The organism is Marinobacter sp. SBS5, from assembly GCF_048285575.1.
In the GTDB taxonomy this organism is placed as follows: domain Bacteria; phylum Pseudomonadota; class Gammaproteobacteria; order Pseudomonadales; family Oleiphilaceae; genus Marinobacter.
Genome location: NZ_JBLWAZ010000001.1, coordinates 534,194 through 554,154 on the forward strand (window position 1 = coordinate 534,194; position 19,961 = coordinate 554,154).

18 protein-coding genes and 1 tRNA gene are annotated in these 19,961 nt (G+C 54.1%); 15 read left to right on the plus strand and 4 right to left on the minus strand.

Features of this window, described 5'->3' with window-relative positions; translation table 11 throughout:
- Window position 1 precedes the first annotated feature (1 nt).
- Complete coding sequence (greA, locus tag ACNQ6O_RS02545) at window positions 2–484, plus strand: transcription elongation factor GreA (RefSeq protein ID WP_114334537.1); 483 nt, start codon at window positions 2–4, stop codon at window positions 482–484.
- 65 nt (window positions 485–549) lie between these two features.
- Here the strand turns inward: greA and yhbY are convergent, their stop codons facing one another.
- Window positions 550–858: a ribosome assembly RNA-binding protein YhbY gene (gene yhbY / locus ACNQ6O_RS02550; protein WP_418051673.1), complete on the minus strand. Its 309-nt coding sequence runs from the start codon at window positions 856–858 to the stop codon at window positions 550–552.
- A gap of 276 nt (window positions 859–1,134) precedes the next feature.
- On the opposite strand from yhbY, the gene ftsH reads away from it, so the two are divergent.
- From ftsH to pnp, 13 genes are all read left to right on the plus strand, one after another.
- Window positions 1,135–3,078: an ATP-dependent zinc metalloprotease FtsH gene (ftsH, locus tag ACNQ6O_RS02555; protein WP_418051674.1), complete on the plus strand. Its 1,944-nt coding sequence runs from the start codon at window positions 1,135–1,137 to the stop codon at window positions 3,076–3,078.
- 95 nt (window positions 3,079–3,173) lie between these two features.
- Window positions 3,174–4,004, plus strand: a complete 831-nt coding sequence (gene folP / locus ACNQ6O_RS02560; protein WP_418051675.1) for a dihydropteroate synthase — start codon at window positions 3,174–3,176, stop codon at window positions 4,002–4,004.
- Window positions 4,004–5,347 (plus strand): phosphoglucosamine mutase, encoded by a 1,344-nt coding sequence (glmM, locus tag ACNQ6O_RS02565; RefSeq protein ID WP_418051676.1) that lies wholly within the window; start codon window positions 4,004–4,006, stop codon window positions 5,345–5,347. The genes folP and glmM overlap by 1 nt, the downstream gene beginning before the upstream one ends.
- Window positions 5,348–5,428: 81 nt before the next feature.
- A complete protein-coding gene (tpiA, locus tag ACNQ6O_RS02570; protein ID WP_418051677.1) occupies window positions 5,429–6,187 on the plus strand; it encodes a triose-phosphate isomerase in 759 nt (252 codons plus the stop codon).
- Window positions 6,188–6,211: 24 nt separating this feature from the next.
- On the plus strand, window positions 6,212–6,574 hold the full coding sequence (secG, locus tag ACNQ6O_RS02575; RefSeq protein WP_418051678.1) for a preprotein translocase subunit SecG: 363 nt from the start codon (window positions 6,212–6,214) through the stop codon (window positions 6,572–6,574).
- Window positions 6,575–6,583: 9 nt separating this feature from the next.
- Window positions 6,584–6,668: transfer RNA gene (locus tag ACNQ6O_RS02580), tRNA-Leu, on the plus strand.
- Window positions 6,669–6,984: 316 nt separating this feature from the next.
- Window positions 6,985–7,446: a ribosome maturation factor RimP gene (rimP, locus tag ACNQ6O_RS02585; protein WP_418051679.1), complete on the plus strand. Its 462-nt coding sequence runs from the start codon at window positions 6,985–6,987 to the stop codon at window positions 7,444–7,446.
- Between the two features lie 53 nt (window positions 7,447–7,499).
- The gene (nusA, locus tag ACNQ6O_RS02590; protein WP_418051680.1) at window positions 7,500–8,993 is read left to right on the plus strand and encodes a transcription termination factor NusA; all 1,494 of its coding nucleotides are present in this window, start codon (window positions 7,500–7,502) and stop codon (window positions 8,991–8,993) included.
- 20 nt (window positions 8,994–9,013) lie between these two features.
- The gene (gene infB / locus ACNQ6O_RS02595; RefSeq protein WP_418051681.1) at window positions 9,014–11,554 is read left to right on the plus strand and encodes a translation initiation factor IF-2; all 2,541 of its coding nucleotides are present in this window, start codon (window positions 9,014–9,016) and stop codon (window positions 11,552–11,554) included.
- Window positions 11,554–11,985, plus strand: a complete 432-nt coding sequence (gene rbfA / locus ACNQ6O_RS02600; RefSeq protein ID WP_418051682.1) for a 30S ribosome-binding factor RbfA — start codon at window positions 11,554–11,556, stop codon at window positions 11,983–11,985. The genes infB and rbfA overlap by 1 nt, the downstream gene beginning before the upstream one ends.
- Window positions 11,982–12,905 (plus strand): tRNA pseudouridine(55) synthase TruB, encoded by a 924-nt coding sequence (truB, locus tag ACNQ6O_RS02605; protein ID WP_418051683.1) that lies wholly within the window; start codon window positions 11,982–11,984, stop codon window positions 12,903–12,905. The genes rbfA and truB overlap by 4 nt, the downstream gene beginning before the upstream one ends.
- Before the next feature lie 77 nt (window positions 12,906–12,982).
- Window positions 12,983–13,252, plus strand: a complete 270-nt coding sequence (rpsO, locus tag ACNQ6O_RS02610) for a 30S ribosomal protein S15 (protein WP_133007442.1) — start codon at window positions 12,983–12,985, stop codon at window positions 13,250–13,252.
- Between the two features lie 350 nt (window positions 13,253–13,602).
- Entirely contained in the window at window positions 13,603–15,717 is a 2,115-nt protein-coding gene (pnp, locus tag ACNQ6O_RS02615; protein WP_418052259.1) for a polyribonucleotide nucleotidyltransferase, read from the plus strand.
- A 243-nt stretch (window positions 15,718–15,960) separates the two neighbouring features.
- Here the strand turns inward: pnp and ACNQ6O_RS02620 are convergent, their stop codons facing one another.
- The 3 genes from ACNQ6O_RS02620 to ACNQ6O_RS02630 form a co-directional block, all read right to left on the minus strand.
- Window positions 15,961–16,830 carry an alpha/beta hydrolase gene (locus ACNQ6O_RS02620; protein WP_418051684.1) on the minus strand — a complete coding sequence of 290 codons (870 nt, stop codon included), beginning with the start codon at window positions 16,828–16,830 and terminating at the stop codon, window positions 15,961–15,963.
- Window positions 16,800–18,665, minus strand: coding sequence for a DUF4105 domain-containing protein (locus tag ACNQ6O_RS02625; protein WP_418051685.1), 1,866 nt, complete (start codon window positions 18,663–18,665; stop codon window positions 16,800–16,802). Before ACNQ6O_RS02625 ends, ACNQ6O_RS02620 begins: the two co-directional genes overlap by 31 nt.
- A gap of 83 nt (window positions 18,666–18,748) precedes the next feature.
- Window positions 18,749–19,213 carry a DUF3015 domain-containing protein gene (locus ACNQ6O_RS02630; protein WP_418051686.1) on the minus strand — a complete coding sequence of 155 codons (465 nt, stop codon included), beginning with the start codon at window positions 19,211–19,213 and terminating at the stop codon, window positions 18,749–18,751.
- Between the two features lie 293 nt (window positions 19,214–19,506).
- On the opposite strand from ACNQ6O_RS02630, the gene ACNQ6O_RS02635 reads away from it, so the two are divergent.
- Complete coding sequence (locus ACNQ6O_RS02635) at window positions 19,507–19,953, plus strand: hypothetical protein (protein ID WP_418051687.1); 447 nt, start codon at window positions 19,507–19,509, stop codon at window positions 19,951–19,953.
- Window positions 19,954–19,961 lie beyond the last annotated feature (8 nt).

Genomic DNA, 19,961 nt, shown 5'->3' on the forward strand with positions numbered 1-19,961 from the left:
TATGTCTAATGATAGAGTTCCTATGACCAAGCTGGGCGAAGCCCGCTTGCGTGAGGAACTGAAAAAGCTGAAGTCCGAAGATCGCCCACGGGTGATTCAGGCTATTTCTGATGCTCGCGAACACGGTGATTTGAAAGAAAACGCCGAATACCATGCTGCTCGTGAGCAGCAGAGCTTCATCGAAGGCCGCATTCAGGAAATAGAAGGCAAGCTTTCGGTGGCTCAGGTGATCGATGTGACCGCTATGGAAAACACCGGAAAGGTGATTTTCGGTACCACGGTTGAGTTGGTGAACATGGATACCGATGAAGAAGTGACCTACCAGATTGTTGGCGAAGATGAAGCTGACATTAAGGCCGGGAAGCTTTCAGTGTCCTCGCCCATTGCGCGGGCTCTGATCGGTAAAAGTGAGGGCGATGTGGTAGCCATCCGCATTCCGTCCGGTACTGTAGAGTACGAAATTGCCGAGGTGCAGTACATCTAAGGTATTGCAGGCAAAGAAAAGCCGGCCGGAGGGAACCTCGGGCCGGCTTTTTTATTGCTGAATGCTTATTTGTTTCTGAGCAGGTTTGAAAGCTTTGGGTTTGGCTTTTTGGACCGGCGCAGAATCACAGCGATTTTACCGATGGTTTGCACTAGCTCGGCTTTCGCGCTTTTGCACAGTGCTTCAATGGCCTCTTGGCGCGCTTCGCGATCCTGGCTGGCGACCTTGATTTTGATCAGTTCGTGATCGTTCAGGGCGCGATCCAGCTCGTCTTGCAGTCCTTCGGACAGGCCTTTGTCGCCGACAATGATGACGGGCTTCAGGTTGTGGGCGATGGCCCGGTATTCCCGGCGCTGTTCCGGTGACAAACTCATGATGTAATCTCTTTATTAATGCTATTAACAAAAGGTCAGCGGCTTAAGGACTGACAACGGCGTATAATAGGATGATTGTAACAGATAGATGCCCGCTACAAATGGCTGTAATCACTTACAGGTGTGGTTTGTGGATTTAGTGGTCGGGAACGTTTTCCCGAAATCTGTGTCTTTTACGGATAGGCCACTTCTGGTTTACGAGCGTACATTTGGTGTAAGGTGTTCGAAAAGGGTTAGCGGCTAGGTCGCGACTCTGCAATTCACAGGTGATGATCCTTGAACGATATGGCAAAAAATTTAGTTCTCTGGCTAGTGATAGCCGCCGTGCTGCTGATGGTGTTTCAGAATTTCACGCCCACCACCAGCGGGCAACAAGTTAATTATTCCCAGTTTGTCGAAATGGTCCAGCAAGGACAGGTTCGTCAGGTGACGGTAGACGGGCTGGAAATTCAAGGTGTGCGAGGCGATGGCTCTCAGTTCCAGACAGTTCGCCCTCAAGTACCAGATAACAAGCTGATGGACGATCTCCTTGCCAATCAAGTTGAGGTGATCGGCAAAGAGCCAGAGCGTCAGAGCCTGTGGACCCAGCTGTTGGTGGCTGCCTTCCCGATTCTGATCATCATCGCGTTGTTCATGTTTTTCATGCGCCAGATGCAAGGCGGTGGCGGCGGCAAAGGGCCGATGTCCTTTGGCAAAAGCAAAGCCCGTCTACTCAGTGAAGACCAGATCAAAACGACGTTTGGCGACGTGGCCGGTGTTGAAGAGGCTAAGGAAGACGTCAAGGAACTGGTCGACTTCCTGCGTGACCCGAGTAAATTCCAGCGCCTCGGCGGACGCATTCCCAAGGGCGTATTGATGGTTGGCCCTCCGGGTACGGGTAAAACCCTGCTGGCGAAAGCCATTGCGGGTGAAGCCAAAGTGCCGTTCTTCTCCATCTCGGGTTCAGACTTCGTTGAGATGTTTGTGGGCGTGGGTGCTTCTCGTGTGCGCGATATGTTCGAGCAGGCCAAGAAGCAGAGCCCGTGCATCATCTTTATTGATGAGATCGATGCAGTTGGTCGTCATCGTGGCGCTGGTATGGGTGGTGGTCACGATGAGCGTGAGCAAACCCTTAACCAGCTGCTGGTTGAAATGGACGGCTTTGAAGGTAACGAAGGCGTTATCGTGATTGCCGCGACTAACCGTCCGGATGTGCTGGACCCTGCATTGTTGCGCCCGGGCCGTTTCGACCGTCAGGTGGTTGTTAGCTTGCCCGACATCAAGGGGCGTGAGCAGATCCTGAAAGTGCATATGAAAAAAGTGCCGCTGGCAGATGGCATCGAGCCAGCTGTGATTGCACGCGGTACGCCTGGCTTCTCTGGCGCCGATTTGGCGAACCTGGTAAACGAAGCAGCGTTGTTTGCGGCCCGCCGTAACCTGCGTTTGGTCTCCATGGAAGAGCTGGAGCTGGCAAAAGATAAAATCATGATGGGCGCTGAGCGCAAGTCCATGGTGATGAATGAGAAAGAGAAGCTGAATACAGCCTACCATGAAGCGGGGCACGCGATTGTGGGACGTCTGGTTCCCGAGCATGACCCGGTTTACAAGGTGAGCATTATTCCTCGAGGCCGCGCGTTGGGTGTGACTATGTTCCTCCCTGAAGAGGATAAGTACAGTCATTCCAAACGTTACTTGATCAGTTCAATTTGCAGTTTGTTTGGTGGTCGTATCGCGGAAGAGCTCACGTTGGGTGTGGATGGCGTAACAACCGGTGCCTCTAACGACATTGAGCGTGCTACCAGTCTTGCGCGCAACATGGTTACTCGCTGGGGCTTGTCCGATAAGTTGGGGCCGCTGCAGTATGATACCGATAGCGAAGAGCCGTTCCTGGGTCGCTCAGCCGGTCAGACGCATACGGTTTACTCGCCAGAGACAGCTCAGCGTATTGATGAGGAAATTCGCAACATCATCGATTCTTGCTACGAGACCGCCAAGCAAATTCTGGTCGAAAATCGGGAAAAGCTCGACATGATGGCTCATGCTTTGATGAAGTATGAAACCATCGACCGTTTCCAGATTGACGACATTATGGAAGGTCGTGATCCCCGTCCCCCGAAAAACTGGGGTGACAGCGGGCCGTCTGCCGGTGGAAAGCCCGAAAGTGCGGAGCCAACACCAGAATCGAAAGGCTCCGATGATGGTGAGCAGCCCGGAGTAGGGCGCCCAGCTGGCGAGCACTGATTCGCTCGGAAGCACTGAGTAGTAGTCAGCGCCGCCCATATTCTGGGCGGCGTTTGTTTTTGTCCTCCTGAAAGTTTGTATCCGGAGCCTGCGTTATGAAGGTTAACTTTGCTGGCCGTCAACTTGATCTATCTGGGTGCCATGTTATGGGCATTCTTAATGTGACGCCCGATTCCTTCTCGGATGGTGGCCAGTTCAACAGCGTGGATGCTGCTTTGCTTCGGGCGAAGCAAATGGTTGCTGACGGAGCCGCCTTTGTGGATGTGGGTGGCGAGTCAACCCGTCCAGGTGCTGCCCCCGTATCTACTCAGCAAGAGTTGGACCGGGTATGCCCCGTTGTGGAAGCCATAGCGCGTGAGCTGGATGTGGTGGTTTCTGTGGATACCAGCAATCCGGTGGTCATGGCAGAGACAGTTAAGGTTGGGGCAGGCTTGATCAATGACGTTCGGGCTCTTCAGCGTGAAGGTGCGCCGGAAGTGGCGGCCCAAGCCGGTGTGCCTGTCTGTCTTATGCATATCCAGGGCGAGCCCGATACTATGCAGGATTCGCCGTATTACCGAAATGTGCGCCGGGAAGTGAGCTCGTTTCTGACCGAGCGCGTCCGGGTGGCGGAGGCGGCTGGTGTGTTGCCGGAAAATATCATTCTGGATCCAGGCTTCGGATTTGGTAAAACGGTTGAGCATAACGTGCAGCTTTTGGCCGGCATGGAGCAAATGCATATGCTCGGCCATCCGCTCCTAATCGGCATCTCGAGAAAGTCGATGCTGGGTGTCATCACGGGCCGCGAGGTGAATGAAAGGTTGTCTGCGAGCCTTGCAGCCGCGACAATATCGGCCATGAAAGGCGCGAGCATTCTGCGGGTGCATGACGTCAGGGAAACGGTGGACGCCGTTAAAGTGGTAACGGCAGTTAAGGAGGCAATGTAATGTCCCAGCGTAAATATTTTGGTACCGACGGCATTCGCGGTCGCGTGGGTGAGCAGCCAATCACGCCGGAGTTTATGCTCCATCTAGGGTGGGCGGCCGGTCAGGCCTTCAAAAAAACGGGTCAGCGTAACAGTGTGTTGATCGGTAAGGATACCCGGCTGTCTGGTTACATGTTTGAGTCTGCGTTAGAGGCAGGGCTTTCTGCTGCCGGAGTGGATGTTAAGCTGCTGGGCCCCATGCCTACGCCGGCGATTGCTTACCTGACGCGTACCTTTCGGGCATCGGCGGGGATCGTGATCAGTGCCTCCCACAACCCGCACCATGACAACGGTATCAAGTTCTTCTCTGCTGCGGGTACCAAACTGGATGATGCTCTGGAATCCGAGATCGAGCGCTGGCTGGATAAGCCGATTGAAGTCTGTGAGCCAAAAGAGTTAGGCAAGGTCAGTCGTGTTGATGATGCGCCGGGGCGCTACGTCGAATTTTGTAAAAGTACGGTCCCGAATGAGTTTTCGCTGGACGGTCTGCATGTGGTGCTTGATTGCGCGCACGGCGCAACCTATCACGTGGCACCAAAGGTGTTTCGAGAGTTGGGTGCCAAGCTCACCGTTATTGGTGCCGAGCCTGATGGTTTGAATATCAACTTGAATGTGGGTTCCACGCATCTGGAATCCTTGAAACGGACTGTCAAAGACACGGGTGCAGATCTTGGTATTGCTTTCGATGGCGATGGCGACCGGGTGTTGATGGTCGATCGGGACGGTTCGGAAGTGGATGGTGATGAGTTGCTGTACATCCTGGCTTCCCAGCGTCGTGCTGAGGGTCGCCTTGAGGGCGGTGTGGTCGGAACGCTAATGACCAATTTGGGTGTCGAGTTGGCGCTGCAAGAGCTGGATATACCGTTCGAACGGGCAAAGGTAGGCGACCGTTATGTCATGGAGCGGTTGCTGGCTAATGACTGGTTGGTGGGCGGCGAAGGCTCCGGACATATGGTGATTCGAGATTGCATCGGCACGGGCGATGGCGTGATATCTGCCTTGCAGGTGCTTCTGGCCATTGGTAACTCGGGCAAAACATTGTCAGAGCTGCGGAGTGGCATGAATAAGTTGCCGCAAACCATGATTAACGTAAAAGTCGCGCAGCGCTTTGACCCCCTTAGCCGGGACGACATTGTGAGTGCCATGCGTCAGGCCGAAGCAGATCTCGGAGATTCCGGGCGGATCCTCCTGCGGGCATCGGGCACCGAGCCGTTGATTCGGGTGATGGCGGAAGGTAAAGATGCGGCCGAAATTGCCCGGGTTGCGGAGAGCCTTGCAGAGGTGGTTGAGCGGTCAACTGCCTGATTCAAAACGGGGCGGTTGTGCAGACGAAATCTCTGCTGTATAGTTCGCCCTCGCTTACGCTCAGGACGTTTGAGAGTTCATATGCGCCGTAAAATTGTAGCCGGAAACTGGAAGATGAACGGGTCGAAAGATCTCGTGCAGCAACTGGTTGGCGTGATTTGTGATCGTGCTGTCGGGCTGGATGACGCTGCTGAGGTGGTTGTTATTCCCCCAGCGCCATACGTGCCTCTGGTTCAGCAGCAATCCGATGGCAAGCTTGCTTTGGGTGTGCAGAACGTTAGTGAGTGGCAGTCTGGAGCCTACACCGGCGAAGTGTCTGCCGATATGGCGAAAGATCTGGGCTGTGGCTTTGTGCTTGTAGGTCATTCCGAGCGTCGTCAGCTTTTTGGTGAAAGTGATGATGTGGCGGCCCGCAAGGTTGAGCGTGTGCTCGAGAGCGGTTTGACGGCGGTTCTCTGTGTGGGTGAAACGCTTGAGCAGCGTGAAGCTGGCGAGGCCGAGCAAGTGGTTGCCGAGCAAGTCAGGCGTGGTTTGGCCGGTGTTGCGGGTGACCAGTGGGAAGGAGTTGTAGTGGCTTATGAGCCTGTGTGGGCTATAGGTACGGGCAAAACAGCTACGGCTGAAGATGCCCAAGCGATGCACGCGGAGATTCGAAGCGTCCTGAAAGCGATGGATGCACCCGCAGAAGAGATTTCGGTACTTTACGGCGGCAGTGTAAAAGCGGATAATGCTGCCGCTCTGTTTTCAGAGCCCGATATCGATGGTGGTCTTATAGGTGGAGCTTCCCTTAAGGCTGACGAGTTTATTAGTATCTGTCGGTCATTCCCGGCGGGCAACTAAGCCGAAACGAATACGAGAGTCTGTATGGATTGGATCGAAACACTAGTAGTTGTTGTTCACGTCGTTATCGCCGTGGCACTGGTTGGTGTCGTCCTGATTCAGCAGGGCAAAGGTGCGGATGCCGGTGCTGCCTTTGGTGGTGGTGCTTCCCAGACGGTGTTTGGTAGTCAGGGTAGTGGCAGTTTTCTGACCCGCGTAACCACCTTGATGGCGGTTGTGTTTTTTGTGACAAGTTTTTCGCTGGCGATTTTCGCCAAGCAGCGCGCTGAAGTGGCTGGTGAAGCTGGCATCCCGATGCTTCAGGAATCCTCTGCAGAGCAGGTTCCAGCTCTGGATGAGGGTGCAAACAGCGAGGCGAAAGAAAGCGGGCTTCCCGAGCTCGAGTAAATAGTTTTTGCCCAGGTGGTGAAATTGGTAGACACGCCATCTTGAGGGGGTGGTAGCGAGAGCTGTGCCGGTTCGAGTCCGGCCCTGGGCACCAATTTTCAACAAAGACGGCTTGGTTTATCCAGGCCGTCTTTGTTTGGTCAGTCCTTGACCGCTCCGCTTCGTATCTCTATACTTCGGCGGATATTGGAGTCAGTGATTCGTCCTGGCTTCCAGGCAGGCCAGGTGTCTGTCGGCAGATAGCCGTTTTGGGTTTGGCTTTCTGCGAATTCTTGCAACAAAAAGCCCCATTTTTAGGGGCTTTTTGATTAAGGGGCCTGGCGCAAGGGCCCTAGTGCATAAAAGGGCTGATCAACAGCCCTTTTTTTGTTTTTGTACATTGAAAATTCTCAAGACGGAGGCGGCGACACTTGTCAGCCAAGCTTAAACAACTCGAAGACATACTGCGCCCGGTAGTGGAAGGGCTCGGATATGAGTTTTGGGGTATCGAATTTCGTTCTCGTGGCTATCAGTCGATGCTTCGGGTTTTTATCGATGACGCCGAAAACGGTATTGGCATTGAAGACTGCGAAAAAGTGAGTCGGCAAGTCAGTGGCGTAATGGATGTGGAAGATCCCATCCAGAGTGAATATACGCTGGAGGTTTCATCTCCGGGGATGGATCGTCCGTTGTTTCGTCTTGAGCATTATCAGGCATATGTTGGACATAAAGTTCAGCTCAAGCTCCGTATGGCTTTTGAGGGGCGCAGAAAATTCCAAGGCCTGATTAAGGGTGTGGAAGGTGATGAGGTCGTCATCGTGGTAGATGATCACGAGTACCTGTTGCCGTTCGACAGTATTGATAAAGCCAATATCGTTCCGGTTTTTGAATAAGTGTATTCAAGAATTCTTAGATGTATTGATTATTTTGAAGGCAGGGCAATCGCATGAGTAAAGAGATCTTGCTGGTAGTGGAGACCGTCTCGAACGAGAAGGGCGTCGACAAGGACGTGATTTTTGAGGCCATCGAGCTTGCGCTCGCCACTGCTGCCAAAAAGCGTTATGAAGATGAAGAGGCGGATATCCGCGTTTCCATCGACCGCCGTACCGGCGAATATGAAACCTTCCGCCGCTGGTTGGTGGTAGATAACGACGCGGTTCCCGCACTGGGCACCGAACTGACCATGCAGGAGGCGGAAGAAATTGATTCCTCGCTGCAGCCGGGTGATATGTATGAAGAGAAGACAGAATCTGTCGCTTTTGGTCGTATCGGTGCACAGGCTGCCAAGCAGATTATCTTCCAGAAAGTCCGTGAAGCCGAGCGCTCCAAAATCGTCGATAGCTATCGCGATCGTGTAGGCGAGCTGGTTTCCGGTACGGTTAAGAAAGTAACCCGCGACAACGTGATCGTGGATCTGGGCAGCAACGCTGAAGCTCTGTTGCCTCGCGAGCACCTGATTGCCCGCGAAACATTCCGTATGGGCGACCGTGTGCGCGCTCTGTTGCTGGAAATTCGCGTTGACCATCGTGGTCCGCAGTTGATCCTGAGCCGTTCCGACGCACAGATGCTGGTTGAGTTGTTCCGCATTGAAGTGCCCGAAATCGCTGAAGAGCTGATCGAGATCCGTGGCGCTGCCCGTGATCCCGGTTCACGAGCCAAGATTGCCGTGAAAACCAACGACCGCCGCATCGATCCGGTAGGCGCGTGTGTGGGTATGCGCGGTTCGCGAGTTCAGGCCGTTTCTAACGAGCTGGGCGGTGAGCGTGTAGACATCGTTCTGTGGGATGACAACCCGGCACAGCTGGTTATCAACGCCATGGCTCCGGCGGAAGTGGCTTCCATTGTGATGGACGAAGATCGCCACACCATGGACGTTGCCGTTGCTGAAGACAACCTCGCCCAGGCCATCGGTCGGAACGGGCAGAACGTTCGTTTGGCCACTGAGCTTACCGGCTGGACACTGAATGTGATGACCGAAGAAGAGGCCGGCGAGCGTCAAGAACAAGAGCTTGGCCGCCTGCTAGAGCACTTCACCAAGCATCTTGATGTCGATGAAGAGTTTGCAAGTGTCCTGATCGAAGAAGGCTTCTCTTCCATAGAAGAAGTGGCCTACGTGCCAATGGAAGAAATGTTGGCCATCGACGGTCTGGATGAAGACACCGTGACGGAACTTCGTAAGCGCGCCAAAGATGCCCTGTTAAATCAGGCCTTGGCTGGTGAAGAAGCACTTGAAGGATCAGAGCCTGCCGAAGACCTCCTGGAAATGGACGGCATGGAGCGAGCGCTGGCGTTTAAGCTTGCCGGTATGGGCGTTCGCACGATGGAAGATCTCGCAGAGCAATCGGTTGATGACCTGCTTGAGATCGAAGGTATGGATGAAGAGCGTGCAGGTCAGTTGATTATGACGGCACGCGCACCCTGGTTTGAAGATCAGGCCTGATTCGGGAGAGGAGGACCAGTATGAGTGATGTAACGGTAAAACAACTGGCCGCAGATGTAGGCGCTCCCGTGGATCGTTTGCTGAAGCAGATCGTTGAAGCCGGGCTTAAAGCCCGTAGCGAGAACGATGCTGTGTCTAGCGATGAGAAACAGCAGTTGCTGGATTATCTGAGAAAGAGCCACGGCGATGGCGAAGCAGAGCCGACGAAGATCACGCTCAAGCGCAAGACAACGACCACGTTGAAAGCGGGTAAAGCGAAAACAGTTAATGTGGAAGTGCGCAAGCGTCGTACATATATCAAGCGTGCCGAACTGCAGCCTGAGCCGGAGGCCGAAGCGCCGAAGCAGGAAGAGCCAGTAGAGCAGCCGGTTGCACAAGAGGCTGCTCCACAAGAAGCGCCGCAAGTGGCTGCCGAGCAAACACCAGCCCAGCCGGAAACTGAAGCGCCGAAAGAGCAGGCTGAAGTGGCAGAAGCGCCTAAAGCGCCTGAAGCTAAAGAGCCAGAGCCGGTCGTTGAAACTGCGCCTGAGGACATTCCGATGCCTCCGCCAGAAGATGATGGTCGGGATCGCAAGCCTAAGAAGAAGAAAGAGAAAGGGCGTGAACGCGGCGATGATGATGACGGCAAGCCTAAGAAGAAGCAGGCTGGCCATCGCGGTCCACGTAGCCGCCCAGAGGAACCTCTGGTGATTTCCGAGGATGACGATTCCGTTCCTCGTAAACAGCTACGGGCCAAAAAGAAAACGAAAGAAAAGCGTCATGCTTTCGAGAGGCCAACCAAGCCCATGGTTAGAGAAGTACAGATTCCAGAAACGATCACTGTTGGTGATCTCGCCCAGCGTATGGCTGTTAAAGCCGCTGATGTCATCAAGACTCTGATGGGTATGGGCGTGATGGCCACCATCAACCAGCCTCTGGATCAGGAAACTGCGATCCTGGTGACTGAAGAGTTGGGTCACAAGCCAGTAAGCATCAGTGATGACGCGCTTGAAGAAGAAGTGCTGAGCAACATCACCGATCAGGACGAAGGTAAAGAAAAGATCAAGCGGGCTCCGGTTGTGAGCGTCATGGGTCACGTTGACCACGGTAAAACCTCCCTGCTTGATTACATTCGTCGCACCAAAGTGGCGGCTGGCGAATCCGGTGGTATTACCCAGCACATTGGTGCATACCACGTTGAAACCGATCACGGTATGGTGTCCTTCCTGGATACACCGGGCCACGCAGCCTTCACGGCGATGCGTGCTCGTGGTGCCCAGTGCACCGATATCGTCATTCTGGTTGTGGCAGCCGATGACGGCGTTATGCCGCAGACCAAAGAAGCGGTAGAACACGCCAAGTCGGCCGGTGTTCCTTTGGTTGTTGCCATCAACAAGATGGACAAAGAAGAAGCGGACCCTGATCGCATCAAAACCGAACTGTCAGCTCTGGATGTTATTCCGGAAGACTGGGGCGGTGATGTTCAGTTCGTGCCGGTTTCCGCGCATACCGGTTCTGGTATCGACAGTCTGCTTGAAGCTGTATTGCTGCAGGCCGAAGTACTTGAGCTTGAAGCTTCTCCAGATGCGTCTGCGAAAGGTGTTGTTGTTGAATCCAGTCTGGAGCGTGGCCGTGGTTCGGTTGCGACGGTTCTGGTTCAGAACGGTACCCTGCGTCAAGGCGAAATGGTTGTTGCCGGCTCCTTCTTCGGTAAGGTTCGCGCCATGACCAACGAAGCCGGCAAGCCGGTTAAGTCGGCAGGCCCTTCAATCCCGGTTGAGATTCTGGGCCTGAACGGTACGCCGGATGCCGGTGACGAGTTCTACGCCGTGTCCGACGAGAAGAAGGCTAAAGAACTGGCCGAACTTCGTCAGACCCGCGAGCGTGAGAACCGCCTGCAGCGTCAGCAAGCGGCCAAGCTTGAGAACATGTTCGAAAACATGGGCAAGGATGAGGTTAAGACCCTCAACGTTGTTCTGAAGACCGACGTTCGCGGTACTCTTGAGGCGATTACCAAAGCCTTGCGTGATATGGGTAACGACGAAGTTCAGGTCAAGGTGGTTTCTTCCGGTGTCGGCGGTATCGCTGAAACGGATATCAGCCTAGCCATGGCGACCAACGCGGTTATCTTCGGCTTTAACGTTCGTGCCGATACTGCGGCTAAGCGACTGGTCGAGAAAGAAGGTCTGGATCTTCGTTACTACAGCATCATCTATAACATGCTGGATGACGTTAAAGCGGCCCTGACCGGCATGCTGAAGCCAGAATTCCGCGAAGATATCGTGGGTATCGCCGATGTGCGTGACGTATTCCGTTCGCCGAAGTTCGGTCAGGTTGCCGGCTGTATGGTTACCGAGGGTAATGTATACCGCAACAAACCGATCCGTGTACTGCGTGACAACGTGGTGATCTTTGAGGGCGAGCTCGAATCTCTGCGCCGCTTCAAAGACGACGTACAAGAAGTACGTAACGGGATGGAATGTGGTATCGGTGTTAAGGGTTACGATGTGAAAGTGGGCGACCAGATCGAAGTCTTCGATCGCGTTCGCGTTGAACGTCAGCTCGAGTCTACGGGGGCCTGATGGCACGTGATTACAGCCGCATAGATCGCATTGGCGATCAGATGCAACGTGAGCTGGCCCAGATCATCCAGCGTGAGGTGAAAGATCCTCGCGTTGGTATGATCACGGTGAACGATGTCAAAGTAAGTCGTGACTTGGGTTATGCAGATATCTACGTTTCGCTGTTGTCGACCGAAGAGCTAACCGAGCAATCTCCGGAAGTTCAGGAGTCCCTGAAGGTGCTGAATAAGGCATCCGGATTTTTGCGTGGCCACGTGGGGCGTGCGATGAAATTGCGCGTCGTGCCTATGCTGCGGTTCCACTTCGACAGTCTGCTTGGCCACAGCCGTAAGCTGGATCGTTTGATCCGGGAAGCTGTGGGCGATCAGCCTGTCGTTGTTCGGGATGACAATGACGAATCTGACACGGACAGTTCGGAGCGTGACGCTTGAGTCGAAGACGTAAAGGTCGTGACGTAAATGGCATCCTGGTGATCGATAAACCCCAGGGTGTCACCTCTAACGGTATTCTTCAGCAGATCAAGCGCCTTTACGGTGCCGCTAAAGCGGGCCATACAGGCGCTCTTGATCCCTTAGCCACTGGCGTATTGCCTTTGTGTTTCGGTGAGGCCACCAAGTTTTCCCAGACGATGTTGGACAGCGATAAGGCCTATATCACCACGGCCCGGTTAGGTGTTCGCACAGAGACAGGAGATTCGGAAGGCGCTGTTGTTGAAGAAAAGCCGGTTCCCTCTTTGACGGAAGCCGACGTGGAAGCTGTTCTGGAAAACTTCCGCGGCGATATCCAGCAGGTTCCGTCCATGTATTCCGCGCTCAAGCATCAGGGCAAGCCTCTGTATGAGTATGCTCGTGAAGGCATTGAAATCGAGCGTCCGGCGCGGCCCGTTACCATTTATGAGCTAAAGCTGTTGGCGGTTCGTGACAACGAGCTCGATCTCGCAGTGACCTGCACCAAGGGTACGTACATCCGCTCATTAGTCGAGGACATCGGCCAGCAGCTAGGGTGCGGTGCTCACGTGGTGGCGCTGCGTCGTACTTTGGCTGCGGGTTACACCCTTGAAAATGTTCAGAATGTCGAAACTCTGGAAGCCATGCGAGAGCGCGGTGAAAGTCTTGATGGGTTGTTGTTGCCCCCTGAAAGCGCTTTGACCATGTTCCCGGAGCACAGGCTTTCAGGCCCGGCGTTGGTATCGATATTGAACGGGCAACCAGTTAGAATACCCGGTCAGCCCTTTGAAGGTTTCGTTCGCGTTTATGGCGATCATTCTTTTGTCGGGTTGGTTGAAGCTCAACCGGAAGATGAAGACACCGTGCTGGTGCCTCGTCGACTGGTCAAGAACAACGGCAGGTAAGCTGTCGCTGTGTAGCCGGGCTGTAGAGATGCGCGGTTCGGCCGGATTTATCAGCATCGCAAACAATGAGGTGTAATATGGCACTTTCTGCCAGCGAGAAAGCTCAAATCGTTACAGATTTTCAGCAAGGTGAAAGCGATACCGGTTCCCCTGAAGTTCAGGTGGCTCTGCTGACCGCTAACATCAACAAGCTGCAGGATCACTTTAAGGCCAACAAGCAGGATCACCATTCCCGCCGTGGTCTTATCCGTATGGTAAACCAGCGTCGTAAGCTGCTGGACTACCTGAAGCGTAAAAACGCTGACCGTTACCTTGAGTTGATCAAGCGTTTGGGTCTGCGTCGCTAATCGGATTTAGTGACCTGAAGGCTGGCCCGGGGTTTCCCGTGGCCAGCCGAGTTTTCTCCCCCGCCGTCTGCGCTTGTCAGTGAGACAACCAGATAGCTGTTTGCTGCAGTTGATTTGTCCGTGACACCAAAGGATTTTCCCTGTCGTAATGGAAAGCCGATATTGAAAGCAGGTTGTCGAAAAGCCGGGGCATAGCCGGGTTTTTGCGACAGCCTGTTAGCTTTCAGACGGGCTGCCTTTTGGTTCACAGTTCAGACTGCTGCGGCATAAATGGAAAACACGGGCTATGATGAATTATTCAGTCATCAGCCACGTATTAAACAGTTGAAAAGCAGGAGTAAATTGTGGATCTGCAACCACGTACGAAAACATTTGAAATGGGTGGACACACCTTCACACTGGAAACCGGCCGCGTTGCTCGTCAGGCAACAGGTTCTGTTGTAGTTACCTGTGGTGATACGTCCGTTCTGGGTACCGTTGTTGGTGTCCGTGAAGCCAAGCCGGGCCAGCCTTTCTTCCCTCTGACCGTTAACTACTCCGAGAAGACTTACGCTGCGGGTAAAATCCCTGGCGGTTTCTTCAAGCGTGAAGGTCGTCCTTCCGAGAAAGAAACTCTGACGTCGCGTCTGATCGACCGTCCGATTCGTCCTCTGTTCCCGACTGGCTTCATGAACGAAGTGCAGTTGATTCTGACGGTTATGTCGACCGACAAGAAGCAGGATCCGGATATCGCAGCCATGCTGGCCGCTTCTGCAGCACTGGCTATTTCTGGTATTCCTTTTGACGGCCCGATCGGTGCTGCTCGCGTTGGTTTCACCAACGACAAAGGTTACTTCCTGAACCCGTCGTTTGAAGATCTGGAAACCTCTCTTCTGGACATGGTTGTTGCCGGTACTGATGAAGCCGTTCTGATGGTTGAATCTGAAGCCAAAGGCCTGTCTGAAGATCAGATGCTGGGTGGCGTTCTGTACGCTCACCAAGAAATGCAGACTGCGATCAATGCGATCAAAGAGTTTGCTGCCGAGAACGGCAAGCCGCGTTGGGATTGGCAGCCAGAGCCGGAAGACACCGGACTGCTGGACGCGATCAAAGCCGACTTCGTTGGTCAGATCGAAGAAGCGTATGCCATTCGCGACAAGATGGCTCGTTACGAGCGTCTGGGTGAAATCAAAGCCGCTGCCGTTGAAAAACTGGCCGGTGAAGAAGAAGGCCAGCCTTCTGCAGACTTGGTGAAGAAGTACTTCGGCAAAGTTGAGAAGACTGTTGTTCGTCAGCAGGTTATCGATGGCAAGCCGCGTATCGACGGTCGTGACAACAAGACGGTTCGTCCGATCCAAGTGGAAGTGGGCATTCTGCCTTCTGTTCACGGTTCTGCGCTGTTCACCCGTGGTGAAACTCAGGCGATCGTTACCACGACTCTGGGCACCACCCGTGACGTTCAGACTATCGACGCACTGGAAGGTGAGCGTAAAGATCCGTTCATGTTCCACTACAACTTCCCTCCGTACTCTGTCGGCGAAGCCGGCCGTGTAGGTACTCCGGGTCGTCGTGAAGTGGGTCACGGTCGTTTGGCCAAGCGTGGCGTTCTGGCGGTTATGCCGACCATCGAAGAATTCCCGTACGCTATCCGTTCCGTTTCCGAGATCACTGAATCTAACGGTTCCAGCTCTATGGCTTCCGTATGTGGTTCAAGTCTCGCGCTGATGGACGCTGGTGTTCCGATCAAGGCACCGGTTGCCGGTATCGCGATGGGTCTGGTTAAGGAAGGCGAGAAGTTCGCTGTTCTGACTGACATCTTGGGTGACGAAGATCACTTGGGCGATATGGACTTCAAGGTTGCTGGAACCAAAGAAGGTATCACTGCTCTGCAGATGGATATCAAGATCAACGGTATCACTGACGAGATCATGGAACTTGCTCTTGAGCAGGCACAGGCTGCGCGTTTGCACATCCTGGACGAGATGAACAAAGTTATCTCTGAGCCGCGTTCTAAGTTGTCTGATCGTGCGCCGAGCATTACCACTATCAAGATCCATCCGGACAAGATCCGTGACGTGATCGGTAAGGGCGGTTCTGTAATCCGTTCTATCTGTGACGAGACCGGTGCGTCTATCGATCTGGATGATGACGGTAACGTGAAGATCTACGCTGATAACGGTGAAGCGGCTCAGGCGGCGATGAATCGTGTTAAGGAAATCACGGCTGAGATCGAAGTGGGCGCTATCTACAAGGGCCGTGTTGAGCGGATTGTAGACTTCGGTGCGTTTGTGAACATTCTGCCTGGTAAGGATGGTCTGGTGCACATTTCCCAGATCTCTGAGCGCCGTATCGAGAACGTGACTGATGAGCTGAGCGAAGGTCAGGAAGTTCTGGTTAAGGTTCTGGATGTGGACAACCGTGGCCGCGTTAAGCTGTCCATGAAGGAAGTTAAGGAAGGCGAGCAGGCAACTGAATTCGCTGACTAAGATTTCTTGGTTTGTCTTCAGAAAACCCGCCTTTTGGCGGGTTTTTTCGTTTCTGCAGTTTGAATTGGGTGCCTGGCGGCTATTGGGGACACCTTTTCAAAAGACGCTACGAGCACATCCATGTGCGCTTCTTTCGGGCCGTCCTTGGCCCTCAAGACTTTTGAAAAGGTGTCCCCAATAGCCGCGCGAACTTCGGTCGTGGTTTCGTGGTAGCGTAGGGCCTCGTCTTAAATATGCGCTGGGTTAAAGCGTCTTTCCCATAAACTCCAGAACCGCCTCACGGTACGCAGGAATCACGAATGTGGCTGCGTGTGGGGTATCCGTCTGGAGAAATTCTTTGGGTTGTTCAGCGGCATCATAGAGCCGTGTGCCGTGGTGGAATGGGATGATGCCGTCCCGGATGCTGTGGATGATCATCACCGGCACGGGCGCTATACCTGCAATTCGGTCGGTGCCTTCGTAGTCGTCGGGGATGGTCCAGCTCAGGGGATATTGGAAGGGCCAGGTTAGCCAGAAGCTGTTGAGTTTTTCTCGGGCGATGTAGCGGAAGCCGGAGAAGGTGCCGTCGAGGATGACGCCGTTGAGTTCGGGTTGTTCGTTGCGTTGCACCCATTCGCTGGCGAGGGCTACCCCAAGTGCACCGCCGAGGCTTTGGCCGAGGAGGAAGAGCGGTTGATCTGTATGGTGTTCGGCTAGCCAGCGTAGGCCGGTTTCTACGTCGTGTAGGGCGCCTTCGATGTCCGGGGCTCCGGTGGATCGGCCGTAGCCTCGGTAGTCTATGGTGAAGACGTTGTAGCCTTCGGCTGGCAGCCAGGCGACGTTGAGGATGTGAGCGCTTACGTTTTGGGCGTTTCCGTGGAGGTAGTAGATGGTGCCTTTGGCGGGTTCGTCGGTTTTCGCTGGTAGCCACCAGCTGTGGAGGGTTTCTCCGTCGGCGGTGTTCAGGAATGCGTCTTCGTAGTCCAGTTCAAGCCGGTCTGGAGTGATGTAGGTGGTGTTATTCGGGTAGAAGAAGACACTGCTGCAACCGGTTTGCAGCAGTATCAGGAATGCCAAGAGTAGGGTGGTGAGCGCCTTCGAGTTCAGAAGTACGCGTGGATGCCTGCCTGCCATGTGCTTTGGTACCTGTCGAAGTGGTCTTCTCGGGTGAATTCGGTGAATAGGCTGAATTCGCGGCCGATGTGGTAGTTGGCTTTCAGGTAAAGCTGGTCTTGCCGGTGTTGGCTGCTGACGATCCAGGCTTTTGTTTTGACCCCGCCGAGTAAGCTGAAATGGGGGCTTTGGTGTAACAGGCCAAGGTCTGCGCCCGGGGCGAAGTCGTAGCCGCGGCGGATGTCGTCGTCGATTTCGAGGTCAGCAGTGGCCATGGCGAAGGCTTGGCTGTTGTCACCAAGGCTCCAACTCCCACCGGCTCCACCTTCCAGGTAGGGTGCGAGCACTCTGTCGGTTCCAGTATCCGTCCGGCGGCCGCCAAAGCCGACTTGCCAGGAGGTGGGGGAGAAGAACTGATTGCGAGGGCTTAAAGAGCGAATTTCAACGCCGGTGATCTGTTCGATCTGCAGTTCATCGTTATCGTGGTAAAGCCGTGCGTCCAATCGCAGGAATTGGAGTTGGGCGCCGGTGCGGTAGCCTTCTGGTGGATCGACGATGTCATGGTAGGCCGGCCGGATGGTCAGTTCAGTGAATTCGTTGTGAGCCAGTTGGCCGGAGCTCAGGCTGAGCCTGAAGGTGTCGTGGCCCTGGTCGTCTCGGACGGTCGGTTCTGCCACCGGTGGTATCGGTTTGGCGTTGTCGATTCGACTGCGGGTAACCAGCAATTGGTGCGATAAGGGCGCTGCAATCTCTCGGGGCCAATTGTCGGCTTCGCTCTGGTAGCGCACGTAGTCGTAGGTGGCGTCGAGCAAGCGTGCCTTTTCGCCGGAAGGCAGGTTTTGGACTTCCGGGTCGTTCAGTTTTACGTAACCGTTGGCAATCGCGGCTGCAATGGTTTGGTGCTCATCGGGCAGGGATTTGAGGTTGTGGCTAACGGCTGTCGCGGCGGACGGCCGGTAATGGATGCTTTCAACCAGGTCTTTGTCGCGTACCCAGCGTACTGTGTCGGAAGGTATGGCGTGAGTGCTTACTTCCGCTAGAAGGTCTGTTCCCGGCCGGGCTACGTCAATGAGTGCGAGCAAGCGGTAGGCGCAGTTTTCGTCGAAAAAGTAATAATCGAAGTTTTTGTCTTGGATTTCCCAGGTGTGGGCCAGCATGGTGTCGACTTCGGCCTGGCTCAGGTTCAGGGTGTATTCCCACAAGTCCCGGTGTTCGATGTCGTTGTACAGGCGGATCATTTCGTAATAAGGCTTGATCGCTGTAATGCCCGGGTAGCCACCGAAAATGCCACGATAGGCAAACAGCAGCTCGCTGTCGTGCTCAGCGGCGTCGGCAGCATAAGAAACGGTGTTGGCCAGCAGCAGGTCTGTTTCGTTGTCATCCTGCGGTGGGTCGAGTCTAAGGAAGGTATGGCCAAACATCGAAGACGGGCTGTTTAGATAAGAGGCAGCGAACACCAGGGTGACCTTTTCGGTATTCAGCGTGCCTGCCCAGTCTTCATACGCCGGGCAGCTCACCGGTTCATTGGGCAAGTCGAGCTGTTCTCTTAACCAGGCATCTCGGGCAGGGAAGCGGCAGCGAGCGTGCTCATCACCTTCACCGGGTTGTTGGATTGCCTGCAGCGTGGCGGAAAGCTCTGCCTTTGGGTCTGATTTTCCAACTTCGCTTAGGAAAAACGCGGGATCATCGGCCTGGCTGGTGTGGCCCGAACCCCAGCTGTTTTCATGGTAGTGACCGAGCGTGAGCCAAACGGGGTGTTCGTGCAGGTTTTCGAGATTTGAAGCGAAGGCAGTGTGGGTTGCCAAGGTGCCAGCAAGCCATAATGCAGCCTGCCCAGTGCGCAAGAGGTAGCCCATGGGTGTTTGGTACATCCGGTTTGAGTGAAGAAAAGGATAGTGCGCCATCCTTGGCGCAGGTTCAATCCTTCGGGGCTAGGCGATTAGGCCGCCACGTACTTGCTCAGAGACTTGTTCTGCTCAAGCAGGGCTACGATAGCGTCTACCGCTTCGCCAGAAGTGGTTTCGGAGTTCGGGAAGATGGCTGCGAAGTTGTCCTGAAGAACCTTGCGGAAGTCAGCGCGATCCGCTTCTTCTACGCCTAGAAGAACGGCAAGTGTATCCAGGTTTTCACCGGCGCCGCGAGACATGTCACGGGCAACCTTGTCGATGTTGCTGTCCATGTACATGGCCATGGATTGAACAGATTGGTTGGTAGAGCAACCCAGAGTACCGGTTGTCATACCAAAGGTCTGGTTACCAAAGGTTCCGTTGGTGGTGGCAGCTAGCACGTGCGGAGCGATGCCGGACTGTCCCTTCCAGATCATGGCGCCAACACCACAGCCAGGCTGGGCAAATGCCATAGAGGAAGCACCTAGAAGAATTGCACCTGCGATCAGTTTTTTCATTATCCACTCCTTGTTGTGGTTTTTCTCTCGTCACAAAACGCCTAAACGTAAGGCTGATCATTTATTAGATGAGAACGGTCCGTGGGGTTGGTGCCCAGCTCGTAAACCGCTCACGTAAGTATAGACAAGTTTGGAAAAACGCAAACTATACGAAGAACTTAGCTTAATTTTATGAACAGGTTCTTATTACAAATTCGTTTATAAAATACTGGGTTATATTAAGTTGTCATGGAAAAGGGAGTTGCGTATAGTTTCGCCCGCCAAGATGGCGACCTATAAAGACACATGGAGACATGATTGTGAAAAAATTGCTTATTGCCTCAAGCCTTGTAATGGCCGGCGCGTTGACTGGTTGTAGCTCCCTGAACACCAGTGCCCCTTCTTTGCCCCTGACCGGTGCTGTTGCCACTGACGTTAAAGCTGATATCGAAGTTGGCGAAAAAATCACTGGCGAATCTTCCGTTACTCAGCTGTTTGGTCTGCTGACTCTGGGTGCCGAGCACGAATACGCTGACGGTGTAGCCTACGGTGCTAACGGTGGCGGTTCTCTGCTGTCTCTGGGTGGCGCTTCTTTGACTGAAAAAGTGAAAGCCGCAGCAGCCTACAACGCCATTACCGAGTCCGGTGCTGATGTAATTGTAGCTCCTCGCTACACCATCAAGCAGGAAGGCTACGGTTTCTTTGGCACCATCGACGTAAAAGTTGAAGGTTACAAAGGCACGATCCGAAGCATTAAATAAGCTTTGTG